This is a genomic window from Nocardioides cynanchi, assembly GCF_008761635.1.
Lineage (GTDB): Bacteria > Actinomycetota > Actinomycetes > Propionibacteriales > Nocardioidaceae > Nocardioides > Nocardioides cynanchi.
On record NZ_CP044344.1, the window covers coordinates 2,323,246 to 2,349,568 of the forward strand.

Below are 26,323 nucleotides of genomic sequence, written 5' to 3' on the forward strand. Positions count from 1 at the left end.
TCAGTAGCCCTGGACGAACTCGGTGAGCCGGGCGAGCTGGTCGGGGTCGGTGGACGGGATGACCCCGTGGCCGAGGTTGAAGATGTGGCCCTTGGCCGCCCGGCCGGCCTCGATGATCTCCGCGGCGCGGGCGGTCATCACCTCGGTGGGGGCGAAGACCAGGGTGGGGTCGAGGTTGCCCTGCACCACGCGGTCTCCCACCAGCGGGATCGCGTCGGCCAGCGGCATCCGCCAGTCGACGCCGACCACGTCGGCGCCCGCCTCGCCCATCAGCCCGAGCAGGCTCCCGGTGCCGACGCCGAAGTGGATCCGCGGCACGCCGAGCTCGCCGGCCGCGGCCAGGACCCGCGCGGAGTGCGGCATCACCGAGGCGCGGTAGTCCTGCGGGGTGAGCGCGCCGGCCCACGAGTCGAAGAGCTGGACCGCAGACGCCCCGGCCCGGACCTGCACCTCGAGGTAGGCCGCCGCGATCCCGGCGATCTTGCGCATCAGCGCGTCCCAGACGTCGGGGGCGCCGAACATCATGGCCTTGGTCTTCGCGTGCTCCTTCGACGGACCGCCCTCGACGAGGTACGACGCGACGGTGAACGGTGCCCCGGCGAAGCCGATCAGGGGCGTCGCACCCAGCTCGCCGACCAGGTTGGTGATCGCGGTGGTGATGAAGGGGACGTGCTCCGGCGTCAGGTCGGGGATCGCCGCGACGTCGGCGAGGGTCCGCACCGGCGCGGCCACCACCGGCCCGACGCCCGGCTTGATGTCCAGGTCGACCCCGACCGCCTTGAGCGGCAGCACGATGTCGGAGAAGAAGATGGCCGCGTCGACGCCGTACCGGCGGACGGGCTGGAGGGTGATCTCGGTGACCAGGTCGGGGTTCATGCAGGACTCGAGCATCCCGACGCCCTTGCGGAGCTCGAGGTACTCCGGCAGCGACCGGCCCGCCTGGCGCATGAACCACACCGGGGTGTGGGGCACGGACTCCCCGCGCGCGGCACGGAGGAAGACACTGTCGGCCGGGGAGGTCATGGGCGAATCGTCGCAGGTGGCCCGGCGTGTTCGCACATCCCGGATTGGGCCCCGACCTACTGTGAGGTCATGGTCGTCGGTCCTGAGACGCGCCCCGGTGAGGGCGCGGCCGCGAGCCCCCTGGAGTTCCAGGAGGCCGTGCGCGAGATGGGCGAGGCCAGGATGCGGCCCGAGGTCCTCTGCGAGCCGATGCCGGCGCCGCAGCGGATCGCGCCGTACGCCGCCGCGCTGAGCGCCGACGTGACCGTCGACGGCGTCGACGTCAGCACCGGCCGGATCATCCTGCTCCACGACCCCGCCGGCAACGACTCGTGGGACGGCACTTTCCGCTGCGTGGCCTACAGCCGCGCCGAGATCGACCTCGACATGATCACCGACCCGGCTCTGGCCGAGGTCGGGTGGTCCTGGCTGACCGAGGCGCTGGCCGCGCACGGCGCGGCGTACGCCTCGGCCTCGGGCACCGTGACCCGGGTCGCGACCGACAGCTTCGGCGCGATGGCCGAGGACTCCGGCACCGCCCAGATCGAGATCCGCGCCTCCTGGACACCCCAGCTGGTCGACGGCGATCTGGACATCGGGCGCCACGTCGAGGCCTGGGGCGAACTACTGTGTACGGCGGCGGGTCTGCCGCCGGTTCCGGAGGGCGTGACCGCCATGCCCAGTCGTCGTGGCCGGCGCGGGTCCAGCCACTGACATGACCTCTGAGACCGACACCGCACCTCCCAACCCCGCCGACGACGGTGAGCAGCCCGCCGTCGACGACGTCGCGCCCCCGGAGCCCCAGGCTCCGCTGCTCGAGCTGCGCGACGGCCTGCCCCCGCTCACCGACACCCCGCCCGCCCTGGCCGATGCCTGCGCCGCACTGCGGGCGGCGACCGGCCCGGTGGCCATCGACGCCGAGCGCGCCTCCGGCTACCGCTACTCCTCCCGGGCCTACCTGATCCAGCTGCGCCGCGAGGGCGCGGGCACGTTCCTGGTCGACCCGATCGGCTTCGACTCCCTGGACCCGCTGCAGGAGGCGCTGGCCGGCACGGAGTGGATCCTGCACGCCGCCACCCAGGACCTCGCCTGCCTGACCGAGGTCGGGCTGGTCCCCTCGGCACTGTTCGACACCGAGCTGGCCGGCCGTCTGCTGGGCTACCCGCGGGTCGGCCTGGCCACCCTCGTCGAGACGCTGCTGGGCTACCGGATGAAGAAGGAGCACTCGGCCGCCGACTGGTCCACCCGCCCGTTCCCGTCGTCGTGGCTGGAGTACGCCGCCCTCGATGTCGAGGTATTGGTCGAGCTGCGCGACGTGCTCGCCGCCGAGCTGGTCGAGGCCGGCAAGGACGAGTGGGCACGGCAGGAGTTCGACGCGCTACGCAGCTTCACCCCCGCGGTCCGGGCCGAGCCCTGGCGCCGGACCTCCGGTCTGCACAAGGTCCGCGGCCGCCGGCTGCTCGGCGCCGTACGCGAGCTGTGGCTGGCCCGGGACGAGCTGGCCCGGCAGCGCGACGTCTCACCCGGCCGGCTGATCGGCGACACCGCCCTGATCGCGGCCGCGATGGCGAGCCCGCAGGACAGGACCGCGTTGCTGGCCACCAAGGGGTTCCACGGTCGGGGCGCCCAGAGGTACGCCGACCGCTGGGTGGAGGCGCTGCGCGTCGCCCGCGAGATGCCCGAGGACGACCTGCCCGCACGGTCGCCGCGCGTCGACGGGCCGCCCACGCCGCGGGCCTGGGCCGAGCGCGACCCCGTGGCCGCGGCCCGCCTGGTGGCCGCCCGGGAGTCGATCGCCCGGCTGTCCGAGGAGCACCACCTGCCCGCCGAGAACCTGATCTCGCCCGACTCGGTGCGCCGTCTGATGTGGACCCCGCCCGAGCCCGCCGACCCCGAGGCCGTGGCGACCCGGCTACGTGAGTACGGCGCGCGGGAGTGGCAGATCGGGCTGACCGCGACGGTGCTCACCGAGGCGATCACGCAGGCAAGCGCGGCGGCGGCGGCGACCCGAGGCGCCGACCCGACGGATCAGCCGGTCGACTGACTCGACGTCGGGCTGGGGCTGCCGGTGACCGGTGGCGCCAGGATCGGCTGGGAGATCCGGTCGATGTGCCGGGACAGCCGCGGGACCCGGGTCGGGTCGGCGGTGAAGAGCCGGGCGATCAGCGGGTCGACCTGCTGGCTGAGCGCGTCCGGCTCGTCGACCACCGGCGGGAAGATCATGCTCTTGATCCCGAAGGTGAACACCGAGGCGTGGGCCGGGAGTCGCCCCGGCTGCTGGAAGGCGTCGCTGAGGGCCACGGTCTGGTTGGCCGGCTGGAGGTAGCCGGCCGCGGCGACCGTGCTCAGCGCTTCCGGGGAGCTGGCGTAGACGACGAACTCCGCCGCGGTGGCGGCGTCGCGGGCGTGCTGCGAGACGCACAGACCGGTCAGCGAGCCCACGGTGGCGGCCGAGCCGAGCGTCGGCATCGGCATCACGTCGAAGTCGAGTCCCGACGTGCCCCGCAGCTCGGGTACGAGGTCACGCGAGCCGGCGAGCATCGCCAGCCGGCCGCTCTCGAACAGCTCCAGGGGCGTCTGCTGCTGGAGCTCGGCCGGCGACGGCGTCAGGGACGGCTTGCCCAGGACGGGCAGCGCCTGCGCCAGGGCGCCCTGGCTGCCGCTGCTCGACAACGCCAGTGACGTCGGCGTGGTGGCGTTGTCGTAGAGCTGGCCCCCACCGGAGTACAGGAACGGGGCGATGCCGATCAGCGACGGCTCGACGTACAGCCCGCTGACGCCGGGGTGGTGGCGGACCGCCCACCGCGCGGTGGCAGCGAACTGGGCCAGCGACCAGCCCTGGCCCGGCGTGGGCGGGTCGACCCGCATCTGGCCGAACCTGACCAGGCGCTTGTTGTAGTAGATGACCGACGGCTCGATGGCGTAGGGCAGGCACTGGAGCCGGTTGTCGCTGGCGAGCGCCGTCAGCGAGTCGCGGGGGTAGTCGTCGCCGAAGTCGACGCCGCGGTCGTCGAGCAGGTGGTCCACCGGCTGGATGTCCTGGTGCGCCGTGAGCCACGGCAGGTCGCGCCGGGCCGCCAGGAACACGTCAGGCGGTTGGGCACCGCCACGGAGGGCGGCCATCATCGCGCCCTCGTCGGGCCACGACTCCACCTGCACCGTCACGTGGCGGCTCAGCGGTGCGAACTGCGACGTCATCTGCCGGTAGGCAGCCACCTCGCCCGGGTCGCCGACCACGCCGAACGTCAGCGTCTGGTCGGGCAGCCGGGTCGGACTGGAGGTCGGGGACGAGGTCGGGGGGCTGGTCGGGCCGCTCGACGCAGCCGATCCGGAGCCGCATGCGGCCAAGAGACCGCTGCCACCGAGCAGGCCGGCGGCCAGGAGCCCGGCCAGTGCGCGCGAGCGTCGCGCAGGTCCCGGAATCACGGCCGAAACCCTAGCCGGTGGCTGTGGAGAAGAGTGCGCCGGACCGGGAGCGCCTCACGGCGCGTGGCCGCTCGAAGCGGCTGATTTTGGGACCCGGGGCTGCCACGGCCCGGCGCACGTCGACAGTCTACAAGCCGACGGGTGTGGACGGGCCAACTCCGCGGTCCTGGCCCCGGTCCCGGTGCGGTTCCGGGCGCGGTCCCGGTCACCGGCCGGCGCTCAGGAGAGATGTCCTGCGAGCTCGAGGCGAGCCGCCCGGTCGAGCTGGTCGGCCACGGCCTGCATCCGCGCCGCCGCCACCGTGTCGGTCTCGGGGAGCTCGGCACGGCCGGTCGCCACCACGCGGGCGAACGCCGCGGCCCGCAGGAGCACGTCGGCGAACTCGCCGCCGGCGATCCCGCGCAGCACCTGGTCGACCATGGCCCGCAGCTCCTCGGGACCCGGCGGGTCGGCCACGCCGGCGACGACATCGGCCACGGCGGCCCGGGCCCGCCCGGCCTCGAACTGGCGGGCCACACCGACCGGGTCGGCGTACACCCACGAGCGGAGCAGGAAGAGCCGCCACAGGCAGCCCGCCACCGAGTCGGCCGGCGAGTGGGCCCAGGCCTCGGCGATCGTCTCGATCCCCTCGGTGTCGGCCAGGTGCAGGATCCGCTCGGCGACCTCACCGTCGTCGGAGGCGCGGGCCCCGCGCACCAGCAGCACCGCCGCCCGGTCGGCGGCCTCGGCGAGCCTCACGGGGTCGCCGGTCGTGTCCGGGAGCGCACCGAAGTACCGGTCGCCCGGGGCGAGCGGTCGGTGGTGCGGTCGCTGGGTCACCGCTCCACAGTACCCAGCAGGGAGGTCGTCAGGTGGCGAGAAGCCGACGGATCCGCTGGTCGCTGACCGGAGCGTCGGTGCCGAGCTGCTGGGCCCACAGCGAGACGCGGTACTCCTCCAGCATCCAGCGCACCTGCCGCAGCCGCTCGCCCGGAGGCCGACCCTCGGGCAGCGCGGCGACGTGGTGCAGCCACGCCTCCTGGAGCCCCAGCACCTGGACCATGAGCTGCCGGTCGCGGGCGACCTGTTCGTCGAGCCGCTCGCGTCGGCGCCGGATCGCTGCGAGGTAGGTCGGGTAGCGCCGCAGCCGGTCGGCTCCGGCGTCGCCGAGGAAGCCGCGCCGGACCAGTCGGCCCAGCTGCGCGCCCATGTCCTGCATCGCGGCGAGGGTGGCCAGCTCGGCGCGTCCGCTGAGCAGCTTGTCGGTCTCCCGCCAGTCGGCAAGCACGCGCAGCAGGTCGGTGAGCAGGGGGCCGGTGCGCTCGGCCAGCGCGTCCGCGCCCGCCGCCACCAGCTCGTCGTACGCACGGCGGCTGCGGACCGGCGGTGCGGCATCCACGACGTCGGCCAGGATCGCGGCACGCAGGTCCTCGAGGAGCTCGGCGACCGTGGGGTACGGCGAGCCCGCGAGGCCGAGCTTGTCGGCAGTGTTCAGCCCGGCGGTGAGGTCGGCCTGCCCCGACGGCACCGTGAGCTGCAGCAGCCGGCGTACGCCGAGCCGGTGCCGCGCGTCGGCCTCGTCGCTCGAGCCGAAGATCCCCAGCCCGGCCGAGTGTCCCTCGTCGGTCACGGCCGGGTGCGCGAGCACCTCGTGGCCGGCGCGGCGCTGCACGATCTCGGGCTCCAAGGTGCCGAAGGTCCAGGTGGTCTGGCCGGTGGCCGAGAAGCCACTGTCGCCGGCGACAGCGGCCAGGGCATCGGCGAACCGGCCCTGGAGCGGCGCCTTCAGGGCGTCGAGGTCCTTGCCCCGCGCCTGCTCCGCGCCGTCCTCGCCCACCACCCGGTAGGTCGGCTGGAGGTGCGCCGGCACCCGGGCCCAGTCCCACGCGTCGCGCGGCACCACCACGCCCGTGGTCGAGCGCGCCCAGCGTTCGAGGGCGTCGAGCAGCGGCTCCTCGCCGGGCGGCGTGGCGGCCAGGAACTCGCGGGCCTTGTCGGGGGCCGGCACGAAGCTGACCCGGAGCTGCTTGGGCAGGCTGCGGATCAGGGCCGTGACCAGCTCGCGCCGCACCCCGGGCACGTTCCAGGAGAAGTCGCCGGCGTCGACCCGGTTGAGGGTGGTCACCGGCACCTCGATGGTGAGGCCGTCGTCGGGGGCGCCGGGCTCGAAGTGGTAGCTGATCGGGAAGGTCAGCCCCGCCCCGCTCTGCCACTGCTCCGGGAAGTCGCTCTCGGTGACCTCCTCGACGGTGTCGTGGGTGAGCATGGCGAGGTCGAAGGTGAGCAGCTCGGGATCGGCCCGCCGCGCCTGCTTCCACCACTGGTCGAAGTGGGCGCCCGACACGACCTCGCGGCCGACACGTGCGTCGTAGAAGTCGAAGAGCGTGTGCTCGTCCACCACGATGTCGCGGCGGCGGGCGCGGTGCTCGAGCTCCTCGGCCTCCCCCAGCAGCTCGAGGTTCTTGGCGTAGAAGGCATGGCGCGTCGACCACTCGCCGTACACCAGGGCGTGCCGGATGAAGAGCTCCCGGCTGAGCTCGGGGTCGATCTTGCCGAAGGAGATCCGCCGGTCGGTGGCCAGCGGCACGCCGTACAACGTGACCCGCTCGTAGGCCAGCACCGCGGCCCGCTTCTTCGACCAGTGCGGCTCGCTGTAGCTGCGCTTGACCAGGTGGGCGCCGAGGCGCTCGGCCCACTCGGGCTTGATCGCGGCGTTCTGCCGGGCCCAGAGCCGGCCGGTCTCCACGAGCTCACCGGCCATGACGTACGACGGGTTGCGGCGGCGCAGGACGCTGCCGGGGAAGATCACGAACCGGGCACCACGCGCACCGAGGTACTCCCGTGGTCCGCGCTGCCTGGGACCCGCCGCCTTGCCACCGGACTGGCTCCTCGGCTCCCGCTCCTCCAGCACCCCCACGTGCGAGAGCAGCCCGGACAGCAGGGCCTGGTGGATGCCGTCCGCGTCGTACGCCGCGCTCGTGGTCTCGGTCACCTCGGTGGTCGACCGGCCTTCCTCGGTGCTCGACCGGGTCCCCTCGGTGGTCGAGCGGGTCCCCTCGGTGGTCGAGCGAAGTCGAGACCACTCCGGCTGCTTGCCGAGGTCGATCTTCAGCTCCTTGCAGACCTGCCGCAGCTGCGACTCGAAGTCCTGCCACTCCCGGACCCGCAGGTAGTTGAGGTACTCGCGCTTGCACATCCGCCGGAACGCGCTGCTCGACAGCTCGCGCTGCTGGGCCCGCAGGTGCCGCCACAGGTTGAGCCAGGTCAGGAAGTCCGAGCCCGGATCGGTGAAGCGGGCATGGAGCTGGTCGGCCCTGGCCTGCTCCTCGAGCGGCCGCTCGCGGGGGTCCTGGAGCGACAGGGCGGCCGCGATCACCAGGATCTCGCGCACGCAGCCGAGCCGCTCGGCCTCGAGGATCATCCGGCCCAGGCGGGGGTCGATCGGCAGCCGGGCCAGTCGCCGGCCCAGCCCGGTCAGCTTCGAACCCGACGCCGAGAGCGCGCCGAGCTCCTCCAGCAGCTGGACGCCGGCCGCGACGTTGCGCCGGTCCGGCGGCTCCACGAAGGGGAAGCGGGCGACGTCGCCCAACCCCAGCGATGCCATCTGGAGGATCACCGAGGCGAGGTTGGTGCGCAGGATCTCCGGGTCGGTGAACTCCGGGCGCGCCAGGAAGTCCTCCTCGGAGTAGAGGCGGATCGCGATGCCTGCCTCCACCCGGCCGCACCGCCCGGAGCGCTGGGCCGCCGAGGCCTGGCTGATCGCCTCGATCGGCAGCCGCTGCACCTTGGTCTTCAGCGAGTAGCGCGAGATCCGCGCCACGCCGGTGTCGACGACGTACCGGATGCCGGGCACGGTCAGCGAGGTCTCCGCGACGTTGGTGGCCAGGACGATCCGGCGCACCGTCGCGGAGTGCGAGGAGAACACCCGGTGCTGCTCGGCCGCCGAGAGCCGCGAGAACAGCGGCACCACCTCGAGCCGCTGACCCAGCGACGCACGGGGTCCGGCCTTCTCGAGGTCGCCCAGCGCGTCGGCGGTGTCGCGGATCTCGCGCTCGCCGGGCAGGAAGACCAGGACGTCGCCGGGGCCCTCGGCGGAGAGCTCGCGGACGGCGTCGACGATCGCCTCGGTCTGGTCGCGCACCACGATCTCGCCGTCGTCGTCGACTCCGCTCCCGTCGGTCGGACTGGTCGGGAGCATCAGCGGGCGGTAGCGGACCTCCACCGGGTAGGTCCGGCCCGAGACCTCGATGATCGGCGCCGGCTTCCCGGCCGCGTCGGAGAAGTGCTCGGCGAAGCGTTGGGGGTCGATCGTCGCGGAGGTGATCACCAGCTTCAGGTCGGGCCGGCGCGGCAGCAGTCGCCGGAGGTAGCCGAGCAGGAAGTCGATGTTGAGGCTCCGCTCGTGGGCCTCGTCGATGATGATCGTGTCGTAGCGGCGCAGGTCACGGTCGCGCTGGAGCTCGGCGAGCAGGATGCCGTCGGTCATCACCTTGATCCGGGTCGCCGGCGAGGTGCGGTCGGTGAACCGGACCTGGTAGCCGACCTCGTCGCCCAGCGTCGTCCCGGTCTCGGCGGCCAGCCGCTCGGCGACCGACCGGGCCGCGATCCGCCGCGGCTGGGTGTGCCCGAGCAGCGCACCCCGGCCGCCTGCTCCGCGCCCGAGCTCGAGGCAGATCTTGGGGAGCTGGGTGGTCTTGCCCGAGCCGGTCTCGCCGGCGACGACGACGACCTGGTGGTCGCGGATGGCCGCCGCGATGTCGTCGTGCCGCTGACTGATCGGCAGCTCGGGCGGGAAGGAGATGTCCACAACGCGGGTGATTCTCCCCCAGCGTGGCCCCCCGACCGCAATCAGATTGCCCGTGCCCACCCGGCAGGCTGGCAGGGAACCGACACGAGACGGCCAGCACCCTCACAGGGAACCCACAGACCGGCGGCCCACAGTGAAGGCATGACCCACATGAAGCGCAGCCGGCGCCTGCAAGTCGGCCTGGCCGGACTCAGCATCGTCAGTGCCCTCGGCGCGGCGGTAGGTCTCGGTCTGAGCACCCAGACCAGCTCCTCCGCGGCGGGCCAGGCCGCCACCGGCCAGGCCAGCACGCAGACCACCACGTCGCACCGGAGCGGCGAGGGCGACGACGGGAACCGTTCGCGCACCACCACCACGACCAGCCGGCAGAACAGCAGCCCGGTCACCCAGCCCACCACCACGACGCCCCAGGCCACCACGAGCGGGTCCTGACCATGACCACCGAGCGGAGCATCGAGCCCGGCCCCCGGATGGTCGAGCCGGGTGCCACGACGTACCGCTTCGACCTGTGGAGCACCACGGGGTCGGTCGTCGTGACCGACCCGGCCGCGCTGCCCGCGGCCGTCGAGGTGGTGCGAGCCGGGCTCGACGAGGTCGAGCTCGCGTGCTCCCGCTTCCGGCCCGACTCGGAGATCTCGGGTCTGAGCACCGGCCGCAACCGGCTTTCGCCGATGCTGGCCGACCTGGTCGGTACGGCGCTCGACGCGGCCGAGGCCAGCGGCGGGCTGGTCGACCCGACGGTCGGCTCGGTGGTCCGCGAGCTCGGCTACGACCGCAGCATCGAGCTGCTCCCGGCCGACGGCGCAGCCGTGAGGGTCGAGCAGCAGGTCCCCGGCTGGCGCCGGGTGCAGCTGTACGGCGACCGGCTGGAGCTGCCCGGCGGGCTCCTGCTCGACCTCGGCGCCACCGCCAAGGCGCGTGCCGCCGACCTCACCGCCCGCCGCGTGGCGGACCTGATCGGCGTCGGCGTGCTGGTCGAGCTGGGCGGCGACATCGCCACGGCCGGACCCGGGCCCGACGCGGGCTGGCAGGTCCTGGTCGCGGACTCACCCGACGACCCCGCCTGCCAGGTGACCCTCCAGCCGGGCTGGGCCCTGGCCACCTCGTCGACGGTACGACGGGCCTGGCGCCGCGGCGGCGTCCGCCTGCACCACATCGTCGACCCCCGAACTGCGGCCCCGGCGGCGCCAGTGTGGCGCAGCGCCTCCGTGGCCGCACCTACGTGTGTCGAGGCCAACACGGCCTCGACCGCCGCGGTCGTGCTCGGCCACGAGGCGACTCGCTGGCTCGGCGACCGCGGCTTCACCGCTCGACTCGTCGACCAGCGGCACCGCGTGTGCCGGGTCGGCGGCTGGCCCCAGGAGGTGGCGGCATGACCTCACCCCACGAGCCTGCTCGCGGCGCTCGCACGCCCGCCGGGACCTCGACATGAGCGCGGCCTTCTGGGCGCTCGGCCGCGGCACCGGTGTGGTCGCCCTCGTGCTCTTCACGGTCTCGCTGGTGCTGGGCATCGTCGCCCGCTCGGGCCGCCCGGTGCCGTGGCTGGGCCGCTTCGGCACCAGCGACCTGCACCGAACCGCTGCCCTGACCGGGACCGGCCTCGTGCTGGCCCACGTCGGCACCCTCTACTTCGACCCCTACGCCCAGCTCCGGCTGGTCGACGTGGTCTTCCCGTTCCTGGGTGCCTACAAGCCGCTGTGGCTCGGCCTGGGCACGCTCGCCCTCGACCTCCTCGGCGTGATCACGGTCGTGTCGCTGCTGCGGCACCGGGTCGGGCCGCGGGTGTTCAAGGCCGTCCACTGGGGCACCTACGCCCTGTGGCCGGTGGCCCTGATGCACGCGCTGGGCAACGGAACCAACGCCGGCTCCGGCTGGTTCCGGGCCCTGGCCGTGGTCTGCATCAGCGCGGTCGTCACCGCCGTCGGCTGGCGGCTCACCCCGTCGTACGGCGATCGCGGCTGGGAGCGCAACCCGAGGAGGACTGCGGTATGACCACCACGTCCACGGGCGTCTCCGCGAGCTCCACACGGCGGCTGCTCGGCGGCGTCCAGAGCGACGCCGCCCGGCACGAGGCCGTGCACGGTCCACTTCCCCATCTCGGCCTCGACGAGCTCCTCCGGCTCGTGGAGGCCAGCGGGCTCACCGGGCGCGGCGGTGCGGGTTTCCCCACCGCGATCAAGGTGCGCGCCGTCGCGTCCGGTGCCCGCCGGCCCGTCGTGGTCGGCAATGCCATGGAGGGCGAGCCCCTCAGCCACAAGGACGCCGTCCTACTGGACCGCAGCCCGCACCTGGTGCTGGACGGCCTCCAGGTGCTGGCCCGCGCCCTGCGTGCCAAGCGCGCCGTCCTCGCCGTCGGCCCCGAGATCGACGCCGGTCCGGTGCAGGCGGCCGCCCGCGGGCGCCGCGGGATCGAGGTGGCGCATCTCGACGGCGGGTTCGTGGCCGGGCAGGAGACGGCCCTGGTCAACCAGCTCAACGGCCGGTCGGCCCTGCCCCGCGACCCCTTCACCCGGGTCACCGAGAGTGGGGTGGACGGACGCCCCACGCTGGTCCTGAACGCCGAGACCCTGGCCCAGGTCGCGCTGATCGCCCGGCACGGAGCCGACTGGTTCCGCTCGGCCGGGACGGCCGACGACTCCGGCACCTCGCTGTTCACCGTCTCCGGCGCGGTCGGCCGCCCCGGTGTGGTCGAGGCCGCACGTGCGTCCCGGCTCCGCGACGTCCTGGAGGCGACCGAGCCGCGCCGGCCGGCCGCGGTGCTGGTCGGTGGCTACCACGGCGCGTGGGTGCCGGCGACCCACCTCGACGTCCGGCTGACCCGGTCGGAGCTCGCACCGTGGAACGCCGCCGTCGGTGCCGGTGTCCTGTACGTGCTCGACGACCGGACCTGCCCGCTGCGGTACGCCGCCGAGGTGGCGGACTACCTCGCCGGCGAGTCCGCCGCCCAGTGCGGCCCCTGCATCAACGGCCTGCCCCAGATGGCCGCCGACCTGCACCGGCTGGCCGCCTGCGTCCGGGACCAACGGCTGCCCGTCGCCGTGGCCCGGATGGCCGGGCTGGTCAAGGGCCGCGGCGCCTGTGCGCACCCCGACGGCACCGCCCGCTTCGTCGGCTCGACCCTCGAGGTCTTCCGCGACCACACGGCGGCCCACCTGCAGGGCTGGTGCCCGAGCACGATGCGGCCGACCACGAGGGGGATGTGATGGCGACGCGCCTGCACATCGACTGGACCCGTTGCGACGGGCACGGCAGCTGCGCCGAGCTCCTGCCCGAGCTGCTCACCGTCGACGACTTCGGCTTCCCCGCGGTACGGACCGGCGATCGCGACCCCCTCGTGCCCGACCGGCTCGAGGAGGCGGCGCTGCACGCCGTACGCAACTGTCCGCTGATGGCCCTGCGTCTGTACGACGCGAGCTGAGGCCGGAGCGCCCGGTCAGGAGCCGGACGGCATCATCAGTCGCGGATCCGCGGCAGCGGCGAGCAGCTGGTCCTGGGTCAGGCCCAGCTCGGCGGTGGACGTGCCGTTGTTGCCGAAACCGGTGCTGGCGATCAGGGTGACCACGGTGCCGTCGTCGTGGCGGACCGAGACCACGAGGTCGTCGCCGGTCGAGCTGACCCGCGCCGGCTGCCCGCGATAGGTCGTCGGCGTCATGCCGGCCGTGTCGAGGTCGTAGAAGCTCCCCGCCGCCGCCCAGTCGTGACCGAGCACGATCTCCAGCATGCCGCCGCCGTTCCAGTCCAGCTTGGTGCCGATCACACCGGTGCCGCCCTGCTGGTTCTCGGCGTACCTCAGCCGGTTGCCGCCGGGGTCGAGGTGCTCGGCCAGGACGTTGCGGTAGCCGACCAGCAGCTCCTGGGTGGAGCGTGAGTCGAGGCGACGCTGGAGCCGGCGCAGCCGATCGGCCGCCGTGACGCGGTGATGCGTGTCCCATCCCGAGAGGGTCCGTGGTGCCGCGGCCCGGTGCGGCCCGGCGGCAGGCCCGGACGCGCCACCGACCGGTCCGGCGAACCCCGGCTGCGCGTGGTCGGCCGTCGACCCCTGGAACGCGGCCACCGCAGACACGATCGCGGCCACGGCGACGGCCGCGCCGGCGACCTGGACGCCGTGCCGGCGGCGCAGGGCCCGCTCACCACGCTCCACGTCGGCGCGGACGTCCGGGGCCGGCACCTCGATCCGCTCCAGCACGTCGTCGATCTCGTTCATCGTCCCTGCTCCTCGCCTCGTTGCGGTGCCAGGAGGGCACGGAGCCGGCGTACGCCGTCCGCGCTCTGGCTCTTCACGGTGCCCGGCGTGACGCCGAGCGTGGCAGCGGTCTCCTCGACGGAGAGCCCCCAGAGGTGGCGCAGCACGATCACCCGCCGCTGACCCGGGGCCAGACCCGCCACGGCTGCCCGGAGGTCCAGGACACCGTCGCTGTCGACCTCGCGCTCCGCCCGGTCGAAGCCCTCCAGCCCGGTGTGCTCACGCCGCCGACGCAGCCGGTCGACGTTGGCGTTGACCAGCATCGCCCGTGCATAGCCGTCCACCGAGTCCATCCGCGAGACCCGTGGCCAGGCGACGTAGAGACGCGTGAGCACGTGCTGCACGAGGTCCTCGGCCTGGTGATGGTCGCCGCACAGCACCCAGGCCGTGCGGTACATCAGCGGCCGTCGGGCGACGACGTACTCGGCGAACCCCGTCCGACTCCCGGACATCGACCCTCCCCGTTCGAGAAACCCTGCCGTCAAGTGGGACGTCGGCGGGGCCCGGGAGGTTGGGCCCGAGGTGCAGATGGTTGCGGAAGCGGGTCAGCCGCCCGGCGGCGGCTGGCCCGGCTGACCCTGCGGGAGCTGCCCCTGGGGGAGCCGGCCCGGCTGCCCCGGCTGGCCCGGCCAGGGACCGCCCGGGAAGGCGCCCGGGCCGCCGTGCCCGCCGAAGCCGTCGTCGCCGCCGTCGGTGGTGGCGCCCAGGACGGTGCCGCCGACTCCGCCCAGCACGACGCAGGCCAGGGCGACCGCGATCACCGCTCGCATCCCCAGCACGCGGTCCCAGGAGCTCAGACGCGGCTCGACGGCAGGCGGCTGGGCGGAGGCGGCGTACGCCGGCACGGGCGGTGGCGCGTGGGGCGGGGCGGTGGGGGCCTCGGGTCCGAGGCTGCTGGTCTGGTCGCGGTCGCTCATGGACCGCAGCGTCGGCGCCGGCGCTGTGCTGGCGCTGTGAGGACGTCGTGAGGAGGTCGTGACCGTCGGACAGCGGGGTCACAGGAAACCCACAGACAAGAGGGTCACACTGCGACCATGGAGCTGACGCGTCCCGACGGGACCCCTTTGCGCGTCCTCGTCGTCGACGACGAGGTCAACATCGCCGAGCTGGTCTCGATGGCTCTGCGCTACGAGGGGTTCGACGTCACCGCCGCGCACACCGGCGCGAAGGCCGTGGCCGCCGCGAAGTCGAGCGCACCCGACGCGGTCGTGCTCGACCTGATGCTCCCGGACTTCGACGGCCTCGAGGTCCTCCGCCGGATGCGGGCCGGCGACCCCGACCTCCCGGTCCTGTTCCTGACCGCCCGCGACTCGGTCGAGGACCGCGTCGCCGGCCTCACCGCCGGGGGCGACGACTACGTCACCAAGCCCTTCTCCCTCGAGGAGCTGGTCGCCCGGCTCCGCGGCCTGATGCGCCGCGCCGGCGCGCGCCGTGCCGACTCGGGGTCCGTGCTCGTCGTCGGCGACCTCGAGCTCGACGAGGACAGCCACGAGGTACGCCGCGCCGGCGAGGAGATCAACCTGACCGCGACCGAGTTCGAGCTGCTGCGCTTCCTGATGCGCAATCCCAAGCGGGTGCTGTCGAAGGCCCAGATCCTCGACCGGGTGTGGAACTACGACTTCGGCGGCCAGGCCAACGTCGTCGAGCTCTACATCTCCTACCTGCGCAAGAAGGTCGATGCCGGCCACGAGCCGATGATCCACACCATGCGCGGCGCGGGGTACGTGCTCAAGCCGGCCTCGTGAGGCCGTTCATGGACCGCTTCGCCTCGCTCACCTCCCGGCTCGTGCTCACCGCCGTACTGCTGGTGGCGGTCGTGGCGTTCCTGATCGCCGGAGCCGCGACCCTCGGCCTGCACTCCTACCTCTCCAGTCGTCTCGACAACGAGCTGATGGCCTCCCTGCACCAGTCGGTGCAGGCCGCGGACCAGCACGCCCAGAACCACGGCAGCTCACCACCCGGCCCGCCCGGTGACGGCGACAGCGACAACCGGCCCTTCGACGGGCCCCGCCTCGAGATCCTCAACGGCGCCGTCTTCCCCGGCCTGTCGTTCGCCACGGTGCACACCGAGGAAGGCACCAACCAGGGCCTCCCCCAGTCGACGGTCACGGCGCTGGGCGCGGTGCCTCCCGACGGGCACGGGCACGACCTCCCCATTCCCGGCTTCGGGGAGTACCGCGTGGCCACCGGCCACTCCTCGCAGGGCCTGATCATCGTCGGCCTGCCCACCTCCGCGGTGGACGGTCCGGTCTCGCAGCTCGTCGTGTGGGAGGCGCTGTTCGGTGCGCTGGGCATCGCCGCGGCCGCGGGCGCCGGCCGGCTCGTCGTACGCCGTCAGCTGCGGCCCCTGCGCGAGGTGGCGGCCACCGCGCACACGGTCGCCGAGCTGCCACTGGCCGAGGGCGACATCGAGCTCGCCGAGCGGGTGCCGGACCGGCTCACCGACGAGCGCACCGAGGTCGGCCAGGTCGGCGCCGCCCTCAACACCCTGCTCGCCCACGTCGAGTCGTCACTGAACGCCCGGCACGAGAGCGAGCAGCAGGTGCGGCAGTTCGTCGCGGACGCCTCGCACGAGCTGCGCACGCCGCTGACCACGATCGCGGGCTACACCGAGCTGGCCCGGCGCCGGCCCGACGACGCCGAGATCGTCAAGACCGCCCTCGGCAAGGTCGAGGAGGAGTCGGCCCGGATGACCTCGATGGTCGAGGACCTGCTGCTCCTGGCCAGGCTCGACTCCGGCCGACCCCTCGAGCGCGAGCCGGTCGACCTGTCGCGCCTGCTGGTCGAGGCGGTCTCCGACGCCCGCGTGATCGCGCCGAACCACCGCTGGCGGCTCGAGGTGCCGGAGGACTCCGTCGAGGTGACCGGCGACGCCGAGCGGCTCCGGCAGGTGGTCACCAACCTGCTCACCAACGCCCGGAAGTACACGCCGGCCGGCACCACCGTGACCGTCAGCGCCCAGCCGAACGGGTTCGCCGTACACGACGACGGGCCGGGCTTCGCGCCGGAGGTCGCCGAGCACGCCTTCGAGCGGTTCGCCCGCGGCGACGCCTCGCGCTACCGCGGCGACGAGGGCGGTGCCGGCCTCGGCCTGGCGCTGGTCCAGGCGATCGTCACGGCCCACGGGGGCAGGGTCACGCTCGCGAGCGTGCCGGGATCGACCCGGGTCTCGGTCTTCCTGCCAACCACCTGACTGCCTTCACAGAGCGGCCACAGGCGGACGACGGGGGTCTGCCAGTCGGAGGGCCGACAGTCGGGTCATGACCTCCTCGGCTCTCTCACGCGACCTGCCCGCCACCGACGTGCACACCGACCGGGCCACCCGGACCACGCCGCTGGTGCGTGCGGATCGGGCGGCGCTCGCCGCCCTGCTCGTCGGCACCGCCCTGCTCTACCTGTGGGGGCTCGGCGCCTCGGGCTGGGCGAACACCTTCTACTCCGCGGCGGCCCAGGCGGGCTCGGAGTCGTGGAAGGCCTTCTTCTTCGGCTCCTCGGACGCCGCGAGCTCGATCACCGTCGACAAGACCCCGCTGGCCCTGTGGCCGATGGGGCTGTCCGTGCGGATCTTCGGGCTCTCCTCGTGGAGCATCCTGGTGCCGCAGGCGCTCGAGGGGGTCGGCGCGGTGGCGCTGCTCCACGCCTCGGTACGCCGTACCACGGGATCGGCGGGCGCCGGTCTGCTCGCCGGTGCGGTGCTGGCGCTGACCCCGGTCGCGGTGCTGATGTTTCGCTTCGACAACCCCGACGCGATGCTCGTGCTCCTGCTGGTCGCGTCGGCGTACGCCACCCTCCGCGCGGTGGAGGCGTCGGTCTCGACCGGTTCGACCGGTTCGACCGGCTCGGCCAGGGGCAGCGGGCGTGCGGTGCGCTGGCTGGTGCTCGCCGGTGCCCTGGTGGGGCTGGCCTTCCTGGCCAAGATGCTCCAGGCCTTCTTGGTGCTGCCCGCCCTGATCGCGGTGTACGCCGTGTGCGCCGCGGTGCCCTGGCGACGCAAGATCCTGCACCTGCTGGCCGCGTTCGGCGGGATGGTGCTGGCGGCCGGCTGGTGGATCGCGATCGTCGAGCTGTGGCCCGCGGCCTCGCGCCCCTACATCGGTGGCTCGCAGGACAACTCGATCCTCGAGCTCGCGCTGGGCTACAACGGCTTCGGCCGGCTCGACGGCTCGGAGACCGGCTCGGTCGGGGGCGGCAGCACGACCGGTGGGCAGTGGGGCGCGACCGGGCTGTGGCGGATGTTCTCCAGCGAGGTCGGGACGCAGGTCGCCTGGCTGGTCCCGGCCGCGCTGATCCTCGGCGTCGCGGGCTGGTGGTTCGCACGCGGTCCGGCCGGCCGGCCGCTCCGCGCCGCGCTGGTGCTCTGGCTGGGCTGGCTCCTGGTCACCGGACTGACGTTCAGCTTCATGGCCGGCATCTTCCACGCCTACTACACGGTCGCACTGGCGCCGGCGATCGGCGCCTGCGTCGGCATCGGGTCGCTCGCGCTCTGGAGGCAGCGGGAGTCGCTGGTCGCGTCGGCGTCGCTCGGCCTGGCCACCGCGTTCACCACCGGCCTGGCCGTGGAGCTCCTGGCCCGGGACTCCTCCTGGCACCCGGAGCTGCGCTACGCGGTCGCGGTCGTCGGGTTCGGCTCGGCTCTGGCAATCGTCGGGGTGCGGCACCTCCCGCGCCGCGTAAGCCTCGCGGTCGCCTCGGCGGCGGTCGTCGCCTCCCTGGCCGGCCCGGCGTCGTACTCCCTCGCGACCGCCGCCACCCCCCACACCGGCTCGATACCGACGGCCGGACCCGCCTCGAGCGGCTTCGGCGGTCCGGGGGGTGGCGGGTTCGGCGGCGGTCCCGGCGGTGCCCCGCCCACCGGACTGGCCGGCGGGCCCCTCGGCGGGGCCGGTGGGGCGACCGGCGGGACCGGCGGAACCGGCGGAACCGGCGGAACCGGCGCGACCGGCGGGACCGGCGGGACCGGCGGGACGGCCGGCGGCACCGGGGGCGCCAGCACGGGTGGGCTGCTCGACGGCAGCACCTCCAGTGCGGCCCTGACCGCCCTGCTCGAGGCCGACTCCACGTCGTACACCTGGGTGGCCGCGGCCGTCGGCTCCAACAGCGCGGCCGGCTACCAGCTGGCGACCCAGGAGCCGGTGATGGCGATCGGCGGCTTCAACGGCAGCGACCCGAGCCCGACGCTGGCTCAGTTCCAGGCCTACGTGGCGGCGGGGAGGATCCACTACTTCATCGGCGGTGGCAGCGGCTTCGGTGCCGGTGGGTTCGGCGGTGGGTTCGGCGGTGGAGGCGGGCTCACCGCGACCGGCTCCACCTCCTCGCAGATCGCCGCCTGGGTCGAGGCGACGTACACCGCGACGACCGTCGACGGGGTGACCGTCTACGACCTCACCACCCCCACCACCTGACCCCTAAGGGGATAGTCCGTGACGAAAAGCATGCGATGTGAGCTGAACGACATGCGTTTCGTCACGGACTATCCCGGCTCGGCGGCTACGGGAGGGTGGTGACCAGGGCGGGGAGGGAGCCGGCGACGAGGCGGAGCAGCTCGTCGCGGGACACCTCACCGGGCTCGGCGATCCAGGTCAGCACCAGCTCCTCAGCCAGGGCGGCCCACCCACGGACGAGGAGCCGGGCGGCCGGGGTGTCCGGCACGACCTCGCCGCGGGCGTCAGTGGTGAAGATCCGGTCGGTCAGCGCGGCCCGCGCGTCGTCGTACACCTGACGGAGCGCCGCGTTGCCGCCCGCGGCGCCGCGGACCAGCGAGACGTAGCCCTGGCGGTTGCCGATCACGTAGTCGAGGTACGCCGCGACCGACGCGAGCAGGCGGTCGGCGGGCTCGCCGTCGGCGGGCGGGGCGGTCCGCGCCACCAGCTCGTCGGCGGCCCGGCGACAGACCGCCTCGCGGAACTCCTGCTTGCCGCCGAAGTAGTGGTAGAGCAGCCCCCGCGAGACCCCCGCCTCCTCGGCCAGGTGGTCGATCGAGAGCTCGTCGAGCGACCGGGTCGCCAGCAGCCGCACACCCATCTCCAGCAGCTGCTCGCGGCGCAGCGCCGGGCTCAGCCTGCTCCGCGTCGTCGACGAGGACCCCGAGGTCGCGCGGGGCGGGTCAATGTGCCGGGTCACCTCGCCCACCTTATTGACACTCGTTCAATAGCGCCAGTACGGTCGACCGCATGTCGCTCCCCGGACACGTCAGCCACCTCGTCGTCGGCGCCGGCTTCGCCGGGGTGTGTACGGCGATCAAGCTCGCCGAGGACGGCGAGACGGACTTCGCCGTGATCGAGCAGGCCTCCGACGTCGGCGGCACCTGGCGCGACAACACCTACCCCGGCGCCTGCTGCGACGTTCCCAGCCAGCTCTACTCGCTCTCGTTCGCGCCCAACCCCGAGTGGTCGTCGTCGTACTCCCCGCAACCGGAGATCCAGGCCTACCTCCAGAAGGTCGCGCGCGAGGCGGGCATCCTCGACCGCTTCCACTTCGACACCCCGATGACCGACGCCCGCTGGGACGACGCCGCACAGGTCTGGCGCGTGAGTACGCCGTCCGGTGAGGTCACGGCGACGACCCTGACCAACTGCAGCGGTGGCCTGTCCGCACCCAGACTGCCCGACATCGAGGGCCTCGACGGGTTCGCCGGCGAGATCTTCCACTCGGCCCGCTGGGACCACGACGCCGACCTGACCGGGAAGCGGGTCGCGGTGATCGGCACCGGCGCCTCCGCGATCCAGATCGTGCCCGAGGTGCAGAAGGTCGCGGGTCACCTCGACGTCTACCAGCGCTCGGCGCCCTGGGTGATCCCGCGCAACGACCGCACCTACTCGCGGCTCGAGCGCGTGGCGCTGCGCCACCTGCCGGCGCTGCGCCGGCTCTACCGCGCCGGCATCTACTGGTCGCACGAGGGCTACGTCCCGGCGTTCACCTGGCAGCCCCGACTGGCCGCGCCCGCCGAGAAGGCCGCGCTCGCGAACCTCCGCAAGGGGATCAAGGACCCCGCGCTGCGCGCGAAGGCGACACCGCACTTCCGGCTGGGGTGCAAGCGGGTGCTGCGGTCGAACACCTACTACCCCGCCCTCGCCGCCGACAACACCGACCTGGTCACCGACCCGATCGCGGGGGTCACCACCGACGCGATCGTGACCGCGGACGGCGTCGAGCACCCGGTCGACGTGATCGTGGTGGCCACCGGCTTCCACACCACCGACCTCCCGATCGCCGAGCACATCGTCGGCCGGGAGGGCCGGTCGCTGGCGCAGGTCTGGGCCGACGGCGGGATGGCGGCGTACAAGGGCACCACCGTGCACGGCTTCCCCAACCTGTTCCTGGTGGTCGGCCCCAACACCGGCCAGGGCCACACCAGCATGGTCTTCATCATCGAGTCGCAGGTCGCCTACCTGAGGGACGCGATCCGGGCGATGCGCGCGCACGGCCTGGCCCAGGTCGAGCCTCGCGCCGACGCGCAGGCCCGGTGGAACGCCGACGTGCAGAAGCGGATGCGGCGCACCGTCTGGAACACCGGCGGCTGCTCGTCGTGGTACCTCGACGAGCACGGACGCAACACCGTCCTCTGGCCGAAGTCCACGGTCACCTTCCGCCGGCAGCTCGCCTCCTTCGACCCCGAGGCGTACGACGTACGCCCGGCGGCGGCCGGCCGCCGCGGCGCCGAGGTGTCGGCATGAGGACCCTGGACGGCAAGGTCGTCGTGATCACGGGTGCGGCCTCGGGCATCGGCCGGGCGCTGGCGCTCGACGTGGCCCGCCGCGGAGCGCTGCTGGCGATCTCCGACGTCGACGAGCCCGGGCTCGCCGAGACCGTCGACCTCGTCGAGGCGGCCGGTGCCCGCGAGGTGCGCGGCGACCGCCTCGACGTCTCCGACCGGGCCGCGTTCGCGGCGTACGCCGTTGCCGTCGCCGAGCAGTTCGGCCGGGTCAACGTGGTCGTCAACAACGCCGGGGTGGCGCTGGCCGGCGACGTCGAGGACCTCGCCTACGACGACATGGAGTGGATCATCGGGATCAACTTCTGGGGCGTCGTCAACGGCACCAAGGAGTTCCTGCCGCACCTGGTCGCCTCCGGCGACGGGCACGTGGTCAACCTGTCGTCGCTGTTCGGGCTCGTGTCGATCCCCGGCCAGTCGATGTACAACGCCTCGAAGTACGCCGTCCGTGGCTTCACCGAGGCGCTGCGCGAGGAGATGCTCGTGCTCGGCCATCCGGTGGGGGTCACGTCGGTGCACCCGGGCGGGATCAAGACCGCGATCGCGCGCAACGGCCGGTTCTCCGACCGCGAGGACGCGGCGCGGTCGGTGGCGATCTTCGACGAGAAGATGGCGAAGATGCCGCCCGAGCGCGCCGCCGAGATCATCGTCACCAAGGGGATCCTGGCCAACCGGGCGCGGGTCCTGGTCGGGCTGGACGCGCACGCCCTGCACCACTTCGCCCGGCTCACCGGCTCGCGCTACCAGGACGTCGTGGCGCGGGTGGCGAAGCGGGCCCGACCCCCGAAGCTCTGACCCGGGCTCGATGGCAGGATCGGGTCATGGCCTTCTCCCCCGGTGAACCGGTCCGGATCGAGATGACCAAGTGGGGCGACCGCCCGCACTGGCACATTCCCGGTCACTGGCTGGGCAGCGACGACCAGGGCGACTGGATCGGCATCCGGGCCGGCAGCCGGATGGTGCGACCCGGTCGCGACGTGCGCTCGGAGTACGACCAGGTCGGGCTGGTGCCCGGTGACGGCGACGAGGTCCAGCGCGGCTTCCTGGCCACCTTCCACCGGGCGCCCTCGCACGTGTGGGTCTACGTCGACATGACCACCCCGCCGGTCTGGGACGGAGCCACCCTCCGCGCGGTCGACCTCGACCTCGACGTGGTCTGTGGTCGCGAGGGCGACGTGGTCGTCGACGACGAGGACGAGTTCGCCGAGCACCAGGTGGCCTACGGCTACCCGGCCGAGATCATCGCCCTGGCCGAGGCGAGCCGGGACCGCGTGCGCGACGCCATCCTCGCCGAGCACGCGCCGTACGACGGTCGCCACGAGGCCTGGTTCGCCCACCTCGCCGACCTCCCCCACCCGGGATAGTCCCTCGGTCGTCCACAGGGTGGGTCAGTAGCCGCCCTCGGGCTCGACCATCTCCAGCCGGACGCCGAGGAGCCGGACCGGGCGCTCCTGCTCGACCCGGTCGAGGAGGGACACGGCGGCGTCGGCGAGCACGGCCGGGTCGTTGGTCGGCGCCGGCAGGGTGAGCGACCGGCTGACGGTGATGAACGGCCGGTAGCGCACCTTGATGCCGACCCGGGCGGCCGGCCGGCCCTCGCGGTCGATGTCCTCGACGACCCGGGCGGTCAGCGTCCGCAGCTCAGCCGGTACGACGTCCCACGTGAGGTCGGCCTGGTAGGTCTCCTCGCGCCCGTGCGCCCGCGGCACCCACGGCGAGGCGTCGACCGGACTGGTGTCGGCGCCACGACCGAGGCGGTGGTACCACGGACCCATGGTCGGACCGATTGCCTCGGCCAGCATCCGCGCGTCGGACTCGGCCAGCTCACGGACGGTGTGGATGCCCAGTGCCGCCAGGCGCCTCCCGATCTTCGAGCCGATGCCCCACAGCGCGGTGGTCGGGCGGTCGCCCATCACGTCGTACCACTCGGCCTCGGTGAGATAGCCGATCCCCGACCCGTCGCCCTCTCCGGTCTTGCCGAAGGCAGTGGCGATCTTGGCGCGCAGCTTGTTGTCGCCGATGCCGACCCCGCAGTGCAGGTCGGTCGCCGCCAGCACCGCGTCGCGGACGTGCTGCGCGAACAGGCGAGGATCGCCCAGCGTGCCGTGCCCCTCGCCCGGCCCCAGGAACGCCTCGTCCCACCCGAGCACCTCGACCACGACCGGCACCCCGCCCCAGGCGAGGGACCGCAGGGTCGCCATCACCCGCCCGGACGCCTCGTCGTACGCCGCCCGGTCGACCGGCAGGAAGACCGCATCGGGGATCTTCCGGGCGGCGGTCCGCAGGGGCATGCCCGAGCCGACGCCGAACTCGCGGGCGGCGTACGACGCCGTCGCGACCACCCCGCGCTCGGTGGGGTCGCCCCGACCCCCGACCACCACCGGCAACCCGACCAGCTCCGGCCGCCGCAGCATCTCCACGGCCGCGATGAACTGGTCGAGGTCGACGTGCAGCACCCACGTCCGCTCCGGGGTGGTCGGCATCAGTCGCGCCTCGCCGGGGGCAGGGCGTCGGTGGCCTCGAGCGGGTCCATCCCGGTCAGCATCAGCAGGTCGACGACCACCGACCGGATCTGGGCCAGGATCACCTCGGCCGACAGGTCGTCGCTGCGCTCCACCTCGCCCGAGGCATGGCCCACGCCGAGCAGCGCCGGCTGGCCCGCGCTCGCGACCCGGTCCGCGTCGAGCTCGGTCGCGACCACCTCCACGGCCGCGGCCAGCTCGGCGGTCAGGACGGCGTAGGAATGCGGCACGGGGTGCCGCAGGTAGGCAGCCACCGCGGTACGACGGACCAGGACGCGGGTGCTGCGCAGGGCCCGGTCCAGGGGCTCGACCAGGTCGGCCATCTTGCGCAGACCGGGCCCGTGCCGGATCCGGAACGGCGACGAGGCCACGACGTCGAGCCCCTCGTCCGCCGCATCCTGGAGCTCGCGGATCAGGTGGTCGGTCGCCCGGGCCTCGGCGAGGAGCTCAAGCGCGGGGTCCACGTCGCCGGTCACCATCACCTCGCTGGCGGCCTGGAGCAGGTCGCGGGTCTTCCGCAGCACCTTGGCCGCCTGCTCCCGCGGCCGCCGGAGCGGCGCCGCGGGGACGACGGTCGCGGCGACGAGGGCCACGCCACCACCGACCAGCGCGTCGGTCCAGCGAGTCCAGCCGGCGTTCGGGTCGGGGAGCAGCGTGGTCACGATGATCGACTGCACAGCGGCCTGGATCGCGAACACCTGACCGCTGTCGAGCAGGATCGCGATCGTCATCGCGAGGCCGACGACCAGCGCGACCTGCCACGCGCCCGTGTGGATCACCCGCACCAGCAGGTCGCCGCCGAAGACACCGAGCGCCACCCCGACGGTGACCTCGGCGACCCGCCGCAGCCGCTGGCCGTACGACGTACCCAGCGACACCACGGCCGCCACCGGCGCGAAGAACGGCGTCGGGTGACCCACGACGTGCTGGGCGAACCCCCAGGCGACCCCCGCGGCGACGGCGCACTGCGCGATCGCCCAGCGCTTGCCGCGCCACCGGTCGAGCCGCGACTCCAGCGACGTGCGGCCCCGGTCCAGAGCGCCCTCGAACGGAGTCGCCACCATGCCGCCGATCCTGCCACCACCGAGGACCCGGTGGTCGAGCGGACGACGCCCGGTGGTCGAGCGGAGTCGAGACCACGTCGTCTCGACTCCGCTCGACGACCGAGGGATATCCGCTCGGCCACCGAGGGTCACCGCCCGGCCCTTGTCGGTGCTTGACGCACCGGCAAGGATCGACGCATGGTGCACCCTCTCGACCCGACCGCGGCCGGATTCCTCCTCGCCGAGAAACGCCGGATGCCGATGCACGTCGGGGGGCTCCAGCTGTTCTCCAAGCCCGAGGGGGCCGGACGCAACTTCGTCCGTGAGCTCTACACGCAGCTGATCGAGAGCGAGGACATCGCCCCGCTCTTCCTCAAGCACCCCTACCGCTCGGTCAGGACCGCCGGCCAGTGGGTGTGGGTCGACGACGACGACTTCGACATCGAGTACCACGTCCGCCACAGCGCCCTGCCCAAGCCGGGTCGGGTCCGCGAGCTGCTCGAGCTGTGCTCCCGGCTCCACTCCACCCGGCTGGCGACCGAACGCCCGCTGTGGGAGTGGCACCTGATCGAGGGCCTGCGCGACGGCCGGGTGGCGATGTACTGCAAGCTCCACCACTCGCTGGTCGACGGCGTCGCCGCGATGCGCCTGCTCCAGAGCATCCTCAGCAGCGACCCCGACCGGATGGGCATGCCGGCCCCGTGGGAGAACCGCCCGAGCAAGGCGCGGGAGAGGTCCGAGACCAACCTGTCCGACATCCCGCAGCAGGCGATGCAGTCCGCCCTGGCGATGGCGTCCGAGGCGGCCGGCCTCCCCGGTGCCCTGGTGAAGACCCTGAACCGCTCGGTCCGCAACGAGACGTCGGCACTGGCGCTCTACGCACCGCGCACCATCCTCAACCAGCCGATCACCGCCGCCCGCCGGTTCGCCGCCCAGGACTGGCCGCTCGAGCGCCTCCAGCGGATCGGCAAGGCCACCGGCACCACCCTGAACGACGTGGTGCTGGCGATGTGCAGCGGCGCGATGCGCACCTACCTGCTCGAGCTCGACGCCCTGCCCGACACCACCCTGGTCTCGATGGTTCCGGTCGGCCTGAAGGCCAAGGAGTCACACGTCGCCTCGTCGTCGGGTGGCAACGCGGTGGGTGCGGTGATGGTGAAGCTGGGCACCGACCTCCCCGACGCCGGCGACCGGCTCCAGGCGGTGCACGTCTCGATGGCCGACGGCAAGCGGGCCCTCGCCCAGATGACGCCCGTGCAGATCCTGGCGATGAGCGCCCTCGGGCAGGCCCCGGCCATCCTCGGGCCGATGCTCAAGATGAGCGGCCTGGTCAAGCCGCCGTACAACCTGATCATCAGCAACGTCCCCGGCCCGCGGACCACGCAGTACTTCAACGGCATGCGGCTCGAGGGCACCTACCCGCTGTCCATCCCGATCGACGGGATGGCCCTCAACATCACCTGCAACTCCTACGCCGACCAGATGGCGTTCGGCCTGACCGGCTGCCGGCGTACCGTCCCCCACCTCCAGCGCCTGCTCACCCACCTCGACTCGGAGCTCGACGCCCTGGAGCTCGCCGCGGGGATCTGA

Annotated in this window: 24 protein-coding genes; 14 read left to right on the forward strand and 10 right to left on the reverse strand. The window is 73.4% G+C overall.

Annotated elements, in window-relative coordinates:
- The gene (gene hemE / locus E3N83_RS11180; RefSeq protein WP_151083334.1) at positions 1-1,023 is read right to left on the reverse strand and encodes a uroporphyrinogen decarboxylase; all 1,023 of its coding nucleotides are present in this window, start codon (positions 1,021-1,023) and stop codon (positions 1-3) included.
- Positions 1,024-1,092: 69 nt separating this feature from the next.
- Between hemE and E3N83_RS11185 the strand changes: the two genes are divergently transcribed.
- Positions 1,093-1,716 carry a DUF3000 domain-containing protein gene (locus E3N83_RS11185; RefSeq protein WP_151083335.1) on the forward strand — a complete coding sequence of 208 codons (624 nt, stop codon included), beginning with the start codon at positions 1,093-1,095 and terminating at the stop codon, positions 1,714-1,716.
- Between the two features lies 1 nt (position 1,717).
- On the forward strand, positions 1,718-3,046 hold the full coding sequence (locus E3N83_RS11190) for an HRDC domain-containing protein (RefSeq protein ID WP_151083336.1): 1,329 nt from the start codon (positions 1,718-1,720) through the stop codon (positions 3,044-3,046).
- Here the strand turns inward: E3N83_RS11190 and E3N83_RS11195 are convergent.
- The 3 genes from E3N83_RS11195 to hrpA form a co-directional block, all read right to left on the reverse strand.
- The gene (locus E3N83_RS11195) at positions 3,031-4,428 is read right to left on the reverse strand and encodes an extracellular solute-binding protein (RefSeq protein ID WP_151083337.1); all 1,398 of its coding nucleotides are present in this window, start codon (positions 4,426-4,428) and stop codon (positions 3,031-3,033) included. The two genes, E3N83_RS11190 and E3N83_RS11195, sit on opposite strands and share 16 nt — an antisense overlap.
- A gap of 219 nt (positions 4,429-4,647) precedes the next feature.
- Entirely contained in the window at positions 4,648-5,247 is a 600-nt protein-coding gene (locus E3N83_RS11200; protein WP_151083338.1) for a hypothetical protein, read from the reverse strand.
- A 28-nt stretch (positions 5,248-5,275) separates the two neighbouring features.
- Positions 5,276-9,214 (reverse strand): ATP-dependent RNA helicase HrpA, encoded by a 3,939-nt coding sequence (gene hrpA / locus E3N83_RS11205; protein WP_238342865.1) that lies wholly within the window; start codon positions 9,212-9,214, stop codon positions 5,276-5,278.
- A 141-nt stretch (positions 9,215-9,355) separates the two neighbouring features.
- Here hrpA and E3N83_RS11210 point away from each other — a divergent pair, with 141 nt between their 5' ends.
- Genes E3N83_RS11210 through E3N83_RS11230 form a run of 5 tightly spaced genes read left to right on the forward strand, consistent with a single transcriptional unit; the run spans position 9,356 to position 12,632 of the window.
- Positions 9,356-9,646 carry a hypothetical protein gene (locus tag E3N83_RS11210; RefSeq protein WP_151083339.1) on the forward strand — a complete coding sequence of 97 codons (291 nt, stop codon included), beginning with the start codon at positions 9,356-9,358 and terminating at the stop codon, positions 9,644-9,646.
- A 2-nt stretch (positions 9,647-9,648) separates the two neighbouring features.
- Positions 9,649-10,590 (forward strand): FAD:protein FMN transferase, encoded by a 942-nt coding sequence (locus tag E3N83_RS11215; protein ID WP_202879204.1) that lies wholly within the window; start codon positions 9,649-9,651, stop codon positions 10,588-10,590.
- A gap of 52 nt (positions 10,591-10,642) precedes the next feature.
- A complete protein-coding gene (locus tag E3N83_RS11220) occupies positions 10,643-11,206 on the forward strand; it encodes a ferric reductase-like transmembrane domain-containing protein (protein WP_151083340.1) in 564 nt (187 codons plus the stop codon).
- The gene (locus tag E3N83_RS11225) at positions 11,203-12,417 is read left to right on the forward strand and encodes an NADH-ubiquinone oxidoreductase-F iron-sulfur binding region domain-containing protein (protein ID WP_151083341.1); all 1,215 of its coding nucleotides are present in this window, start codon (positions 11,203-11,205) and stop codon (positions 12,415-12,417) included. The genes E3N83_RS11220 and E3N83_RS11225 overlap by 4 nt, the downstream gene beginning before the upstream one ends.
- A complete protein-coding gene (locus E3N83_RS11230) occupies positions 12,417-12,632 on the forward strand; it encodes a ferredoxin (protein ID WP_151083342.1) in 216 nt (71 codons plus the stop codon). Before E3N83_RS11225 ends, E3N83_RS11230 begins: the two co-directional genes overlap by 1 nt.
- A 15-nt stretch (positions 12,633-12,647) precedes the next feature.
- Here E3N83_RS11230 and E3N83_RS11235 read toward each other — a convergent pair whose 3' ends face one another.
- From E3N83_RS11235 to E3N83_RS11245, 3 genes are all read right to left on the reverse strand, one after another.
- Positions 12,648-13,418: a hypothetical protein gene (locus E3N83_RS11235; protein WP_151083343.1), complete on the reverse strand. Its 771-nt coding sequence runs from the start codon at positions 13,416-13,418 to the stop codon at positions 12,648-12,650.
- Positions 13,415-13,909 carry a SigE family RNA polymerase sigma factor gene (locus E3N83_RS11240; protein WP_151083344.1) on the reverse strand — a complete coding sequence of 165 codons (495 nt, stop codon included), beginning with the start codon at positions 13,907-13,909 and terminating at the stop codon, positions 13,415-13,417. The genes E3N83_RS11235 and E3N83_RS11240 overlap by 4 nt, the downstream gene beginning before the upstream one ends.
- 93 nt (positions 13,910-14,002) lie before the next feature.
- Positions 14,003-14,374, reverse strand: a complete 372-nt coding sequence (locus E3N83_RS11245) for a hypothetical protein (RefSeq protein WP_151083345.1) — start codon at positions 14,372-14,374, stop codon at positions 14,003-14,005.
- Between the two features lie 117 nt (positions 14,375-14,491).
- Between E3N83_RS11245 and E3N83_RS11250 the strand changes: the two genes are divergently transcribed.
- The 3 genes from E3N83_RS11250 (at position 14,492) to E3N83_RS20230 (ending at position 18,859) form a co-directional block, all read left to right on the forward strand.
- Positions 14,492-15,202, forward strand: coding sequence for a response regulator transcription factor (locus tag E3N83_RS11250; RefSeq protein ID WP_151083346.1), 711 nt, complete (start codon positions 14,492-14,494; stop codon positions 15,200-15,202).
- Positions 15,203-15,210: 8 nt separating this feature from the next.
- Complete coding sequence (locus E3N83_RS11255; RefSeq protein WP_151083347.1) at positions 15,211-16,650, forward strand: sensor histidine kinase; 1,440 nt, start codon at positions 15,211-15,213, stop codon at positions 16,648-16,650.
- 67 nt (positions 16,651-16,717) lie between these two features.
- On the forward strand, positions 16,718-18,859 hold the full coding sequence (locus E3N83_RS20230; protein ID WP_151083348.1) for a glycosyltransferase family 39 protein: 2,142 nt from the start codon (positions 16,718-16,720) through the stop codon (positions 18,857-18,859).
- 85 nt (positions 18,860-18,944) lie between these two features.
- Here the strand turns inward: E3N83_RS20230 and E3N83_RS11265 are convergent, their stop codons facing one another.
- Positions 18,945-19,577 carry a TetR/AcrR family transcriptional regulator gene (locus E3N83_RS11265; protein WP_238342866.1) on the reverse strand — a complete coding sequence of 211 codons (633 nt, stop codon included), beginning with the start codon at positions 19,575-19,577 and terminating at the stop codon, positions 18,945-18,947.
- Between the two features lie 50 nt (positions 19,578-19,627).
- Between E3N83_RS11265 and E3N83_RS11270 the strand changes: the two genes are divergently transcribed.
- From E3N83_RS11270 to E3N83_RS11280, 3 genes are read left to right on the forward strand one after another with little or no spacing between them, the layout of a single operon-like run.
- Positions 19,628-21,130 (forward strand): flavin-containing monooxygenase, encoded by a 1,503-nt coding sequence (locus E3N83_RS11270; protein WP_151083349.1) that lies wholly within the window; start codon positions 19,628-19,630, stop codon positions 21,128-21,130.
- Positions 21,127-21,963, forward strand: a complete 837-nt coding sequence (locus tag E3N83_RS11275) for an SDR family NAD(P)-dependent oxidoreductase (RefSeq protein ID WP_151083350.1) — start codon at positions 21,127-21,129, stop codon at positions 21,961-21,963. The genes E3N83_RS11270 and E3N83_RS11275 overlap by 4 nt, the downstream gene beginning before the upstream one ends.
- Before the next feature lie 26 nt (positions 21,964-21,989).
- Positions 21,990-22,532, forward strand: a complete 543-nt coding sequence (locus tag E3N83_RS11280) for a DUF402 domain-containing protein (protein ID WP_151083351.1) — start codon at positions 21,990-21,992, stop codon at positions 22,530-22,532.
- 24 nt (positions 22,533-22,556) lie between these two features.
- Here the strand turns inward: E3N83_RS11280 and E3N83_RS11285 are convergent, their stop codons facing one another.
- Entirely contained in the window at positions 22,557-23,651 is a 1,095-nt protein-coding gene (locus E3N83_RS11285; protein WP_151083352.1) for a DNA polymerase IV, read from the reverse strand.
- Positions 23,651-24,754: an FUSC family protein gene (locus tag E3N83_RS11290; protein WP_151083353.1), complete on the reverse strand. Its 1,104-nt coding sequence runs from the start codon at positions 24,752-24,754 to the stop codon at positions 23,651-23,653. Before E3N83_RS11290 ends, E3N83_RS11285 begins: the two co-directional genes overlap by 1 nt.
- Positions 24,755-24,931: 177 nt before the next feature.
- Here E3N83_RS11290 and E3N83_RS11295 point away from each other — a divergent pair, with 177 nt between their 5' ends.
- Positions 24,932-26,323: a WS/DGAT/MGAT family O-acyltransferase gene (locus E3N83_RS11295; protein ID WP_151083354.1), complete on the forward strand. Its 1,392-nt coding sequence runs from the start codon at positions 24,932-24,934 to the stop codon at positions 26,321-26,323.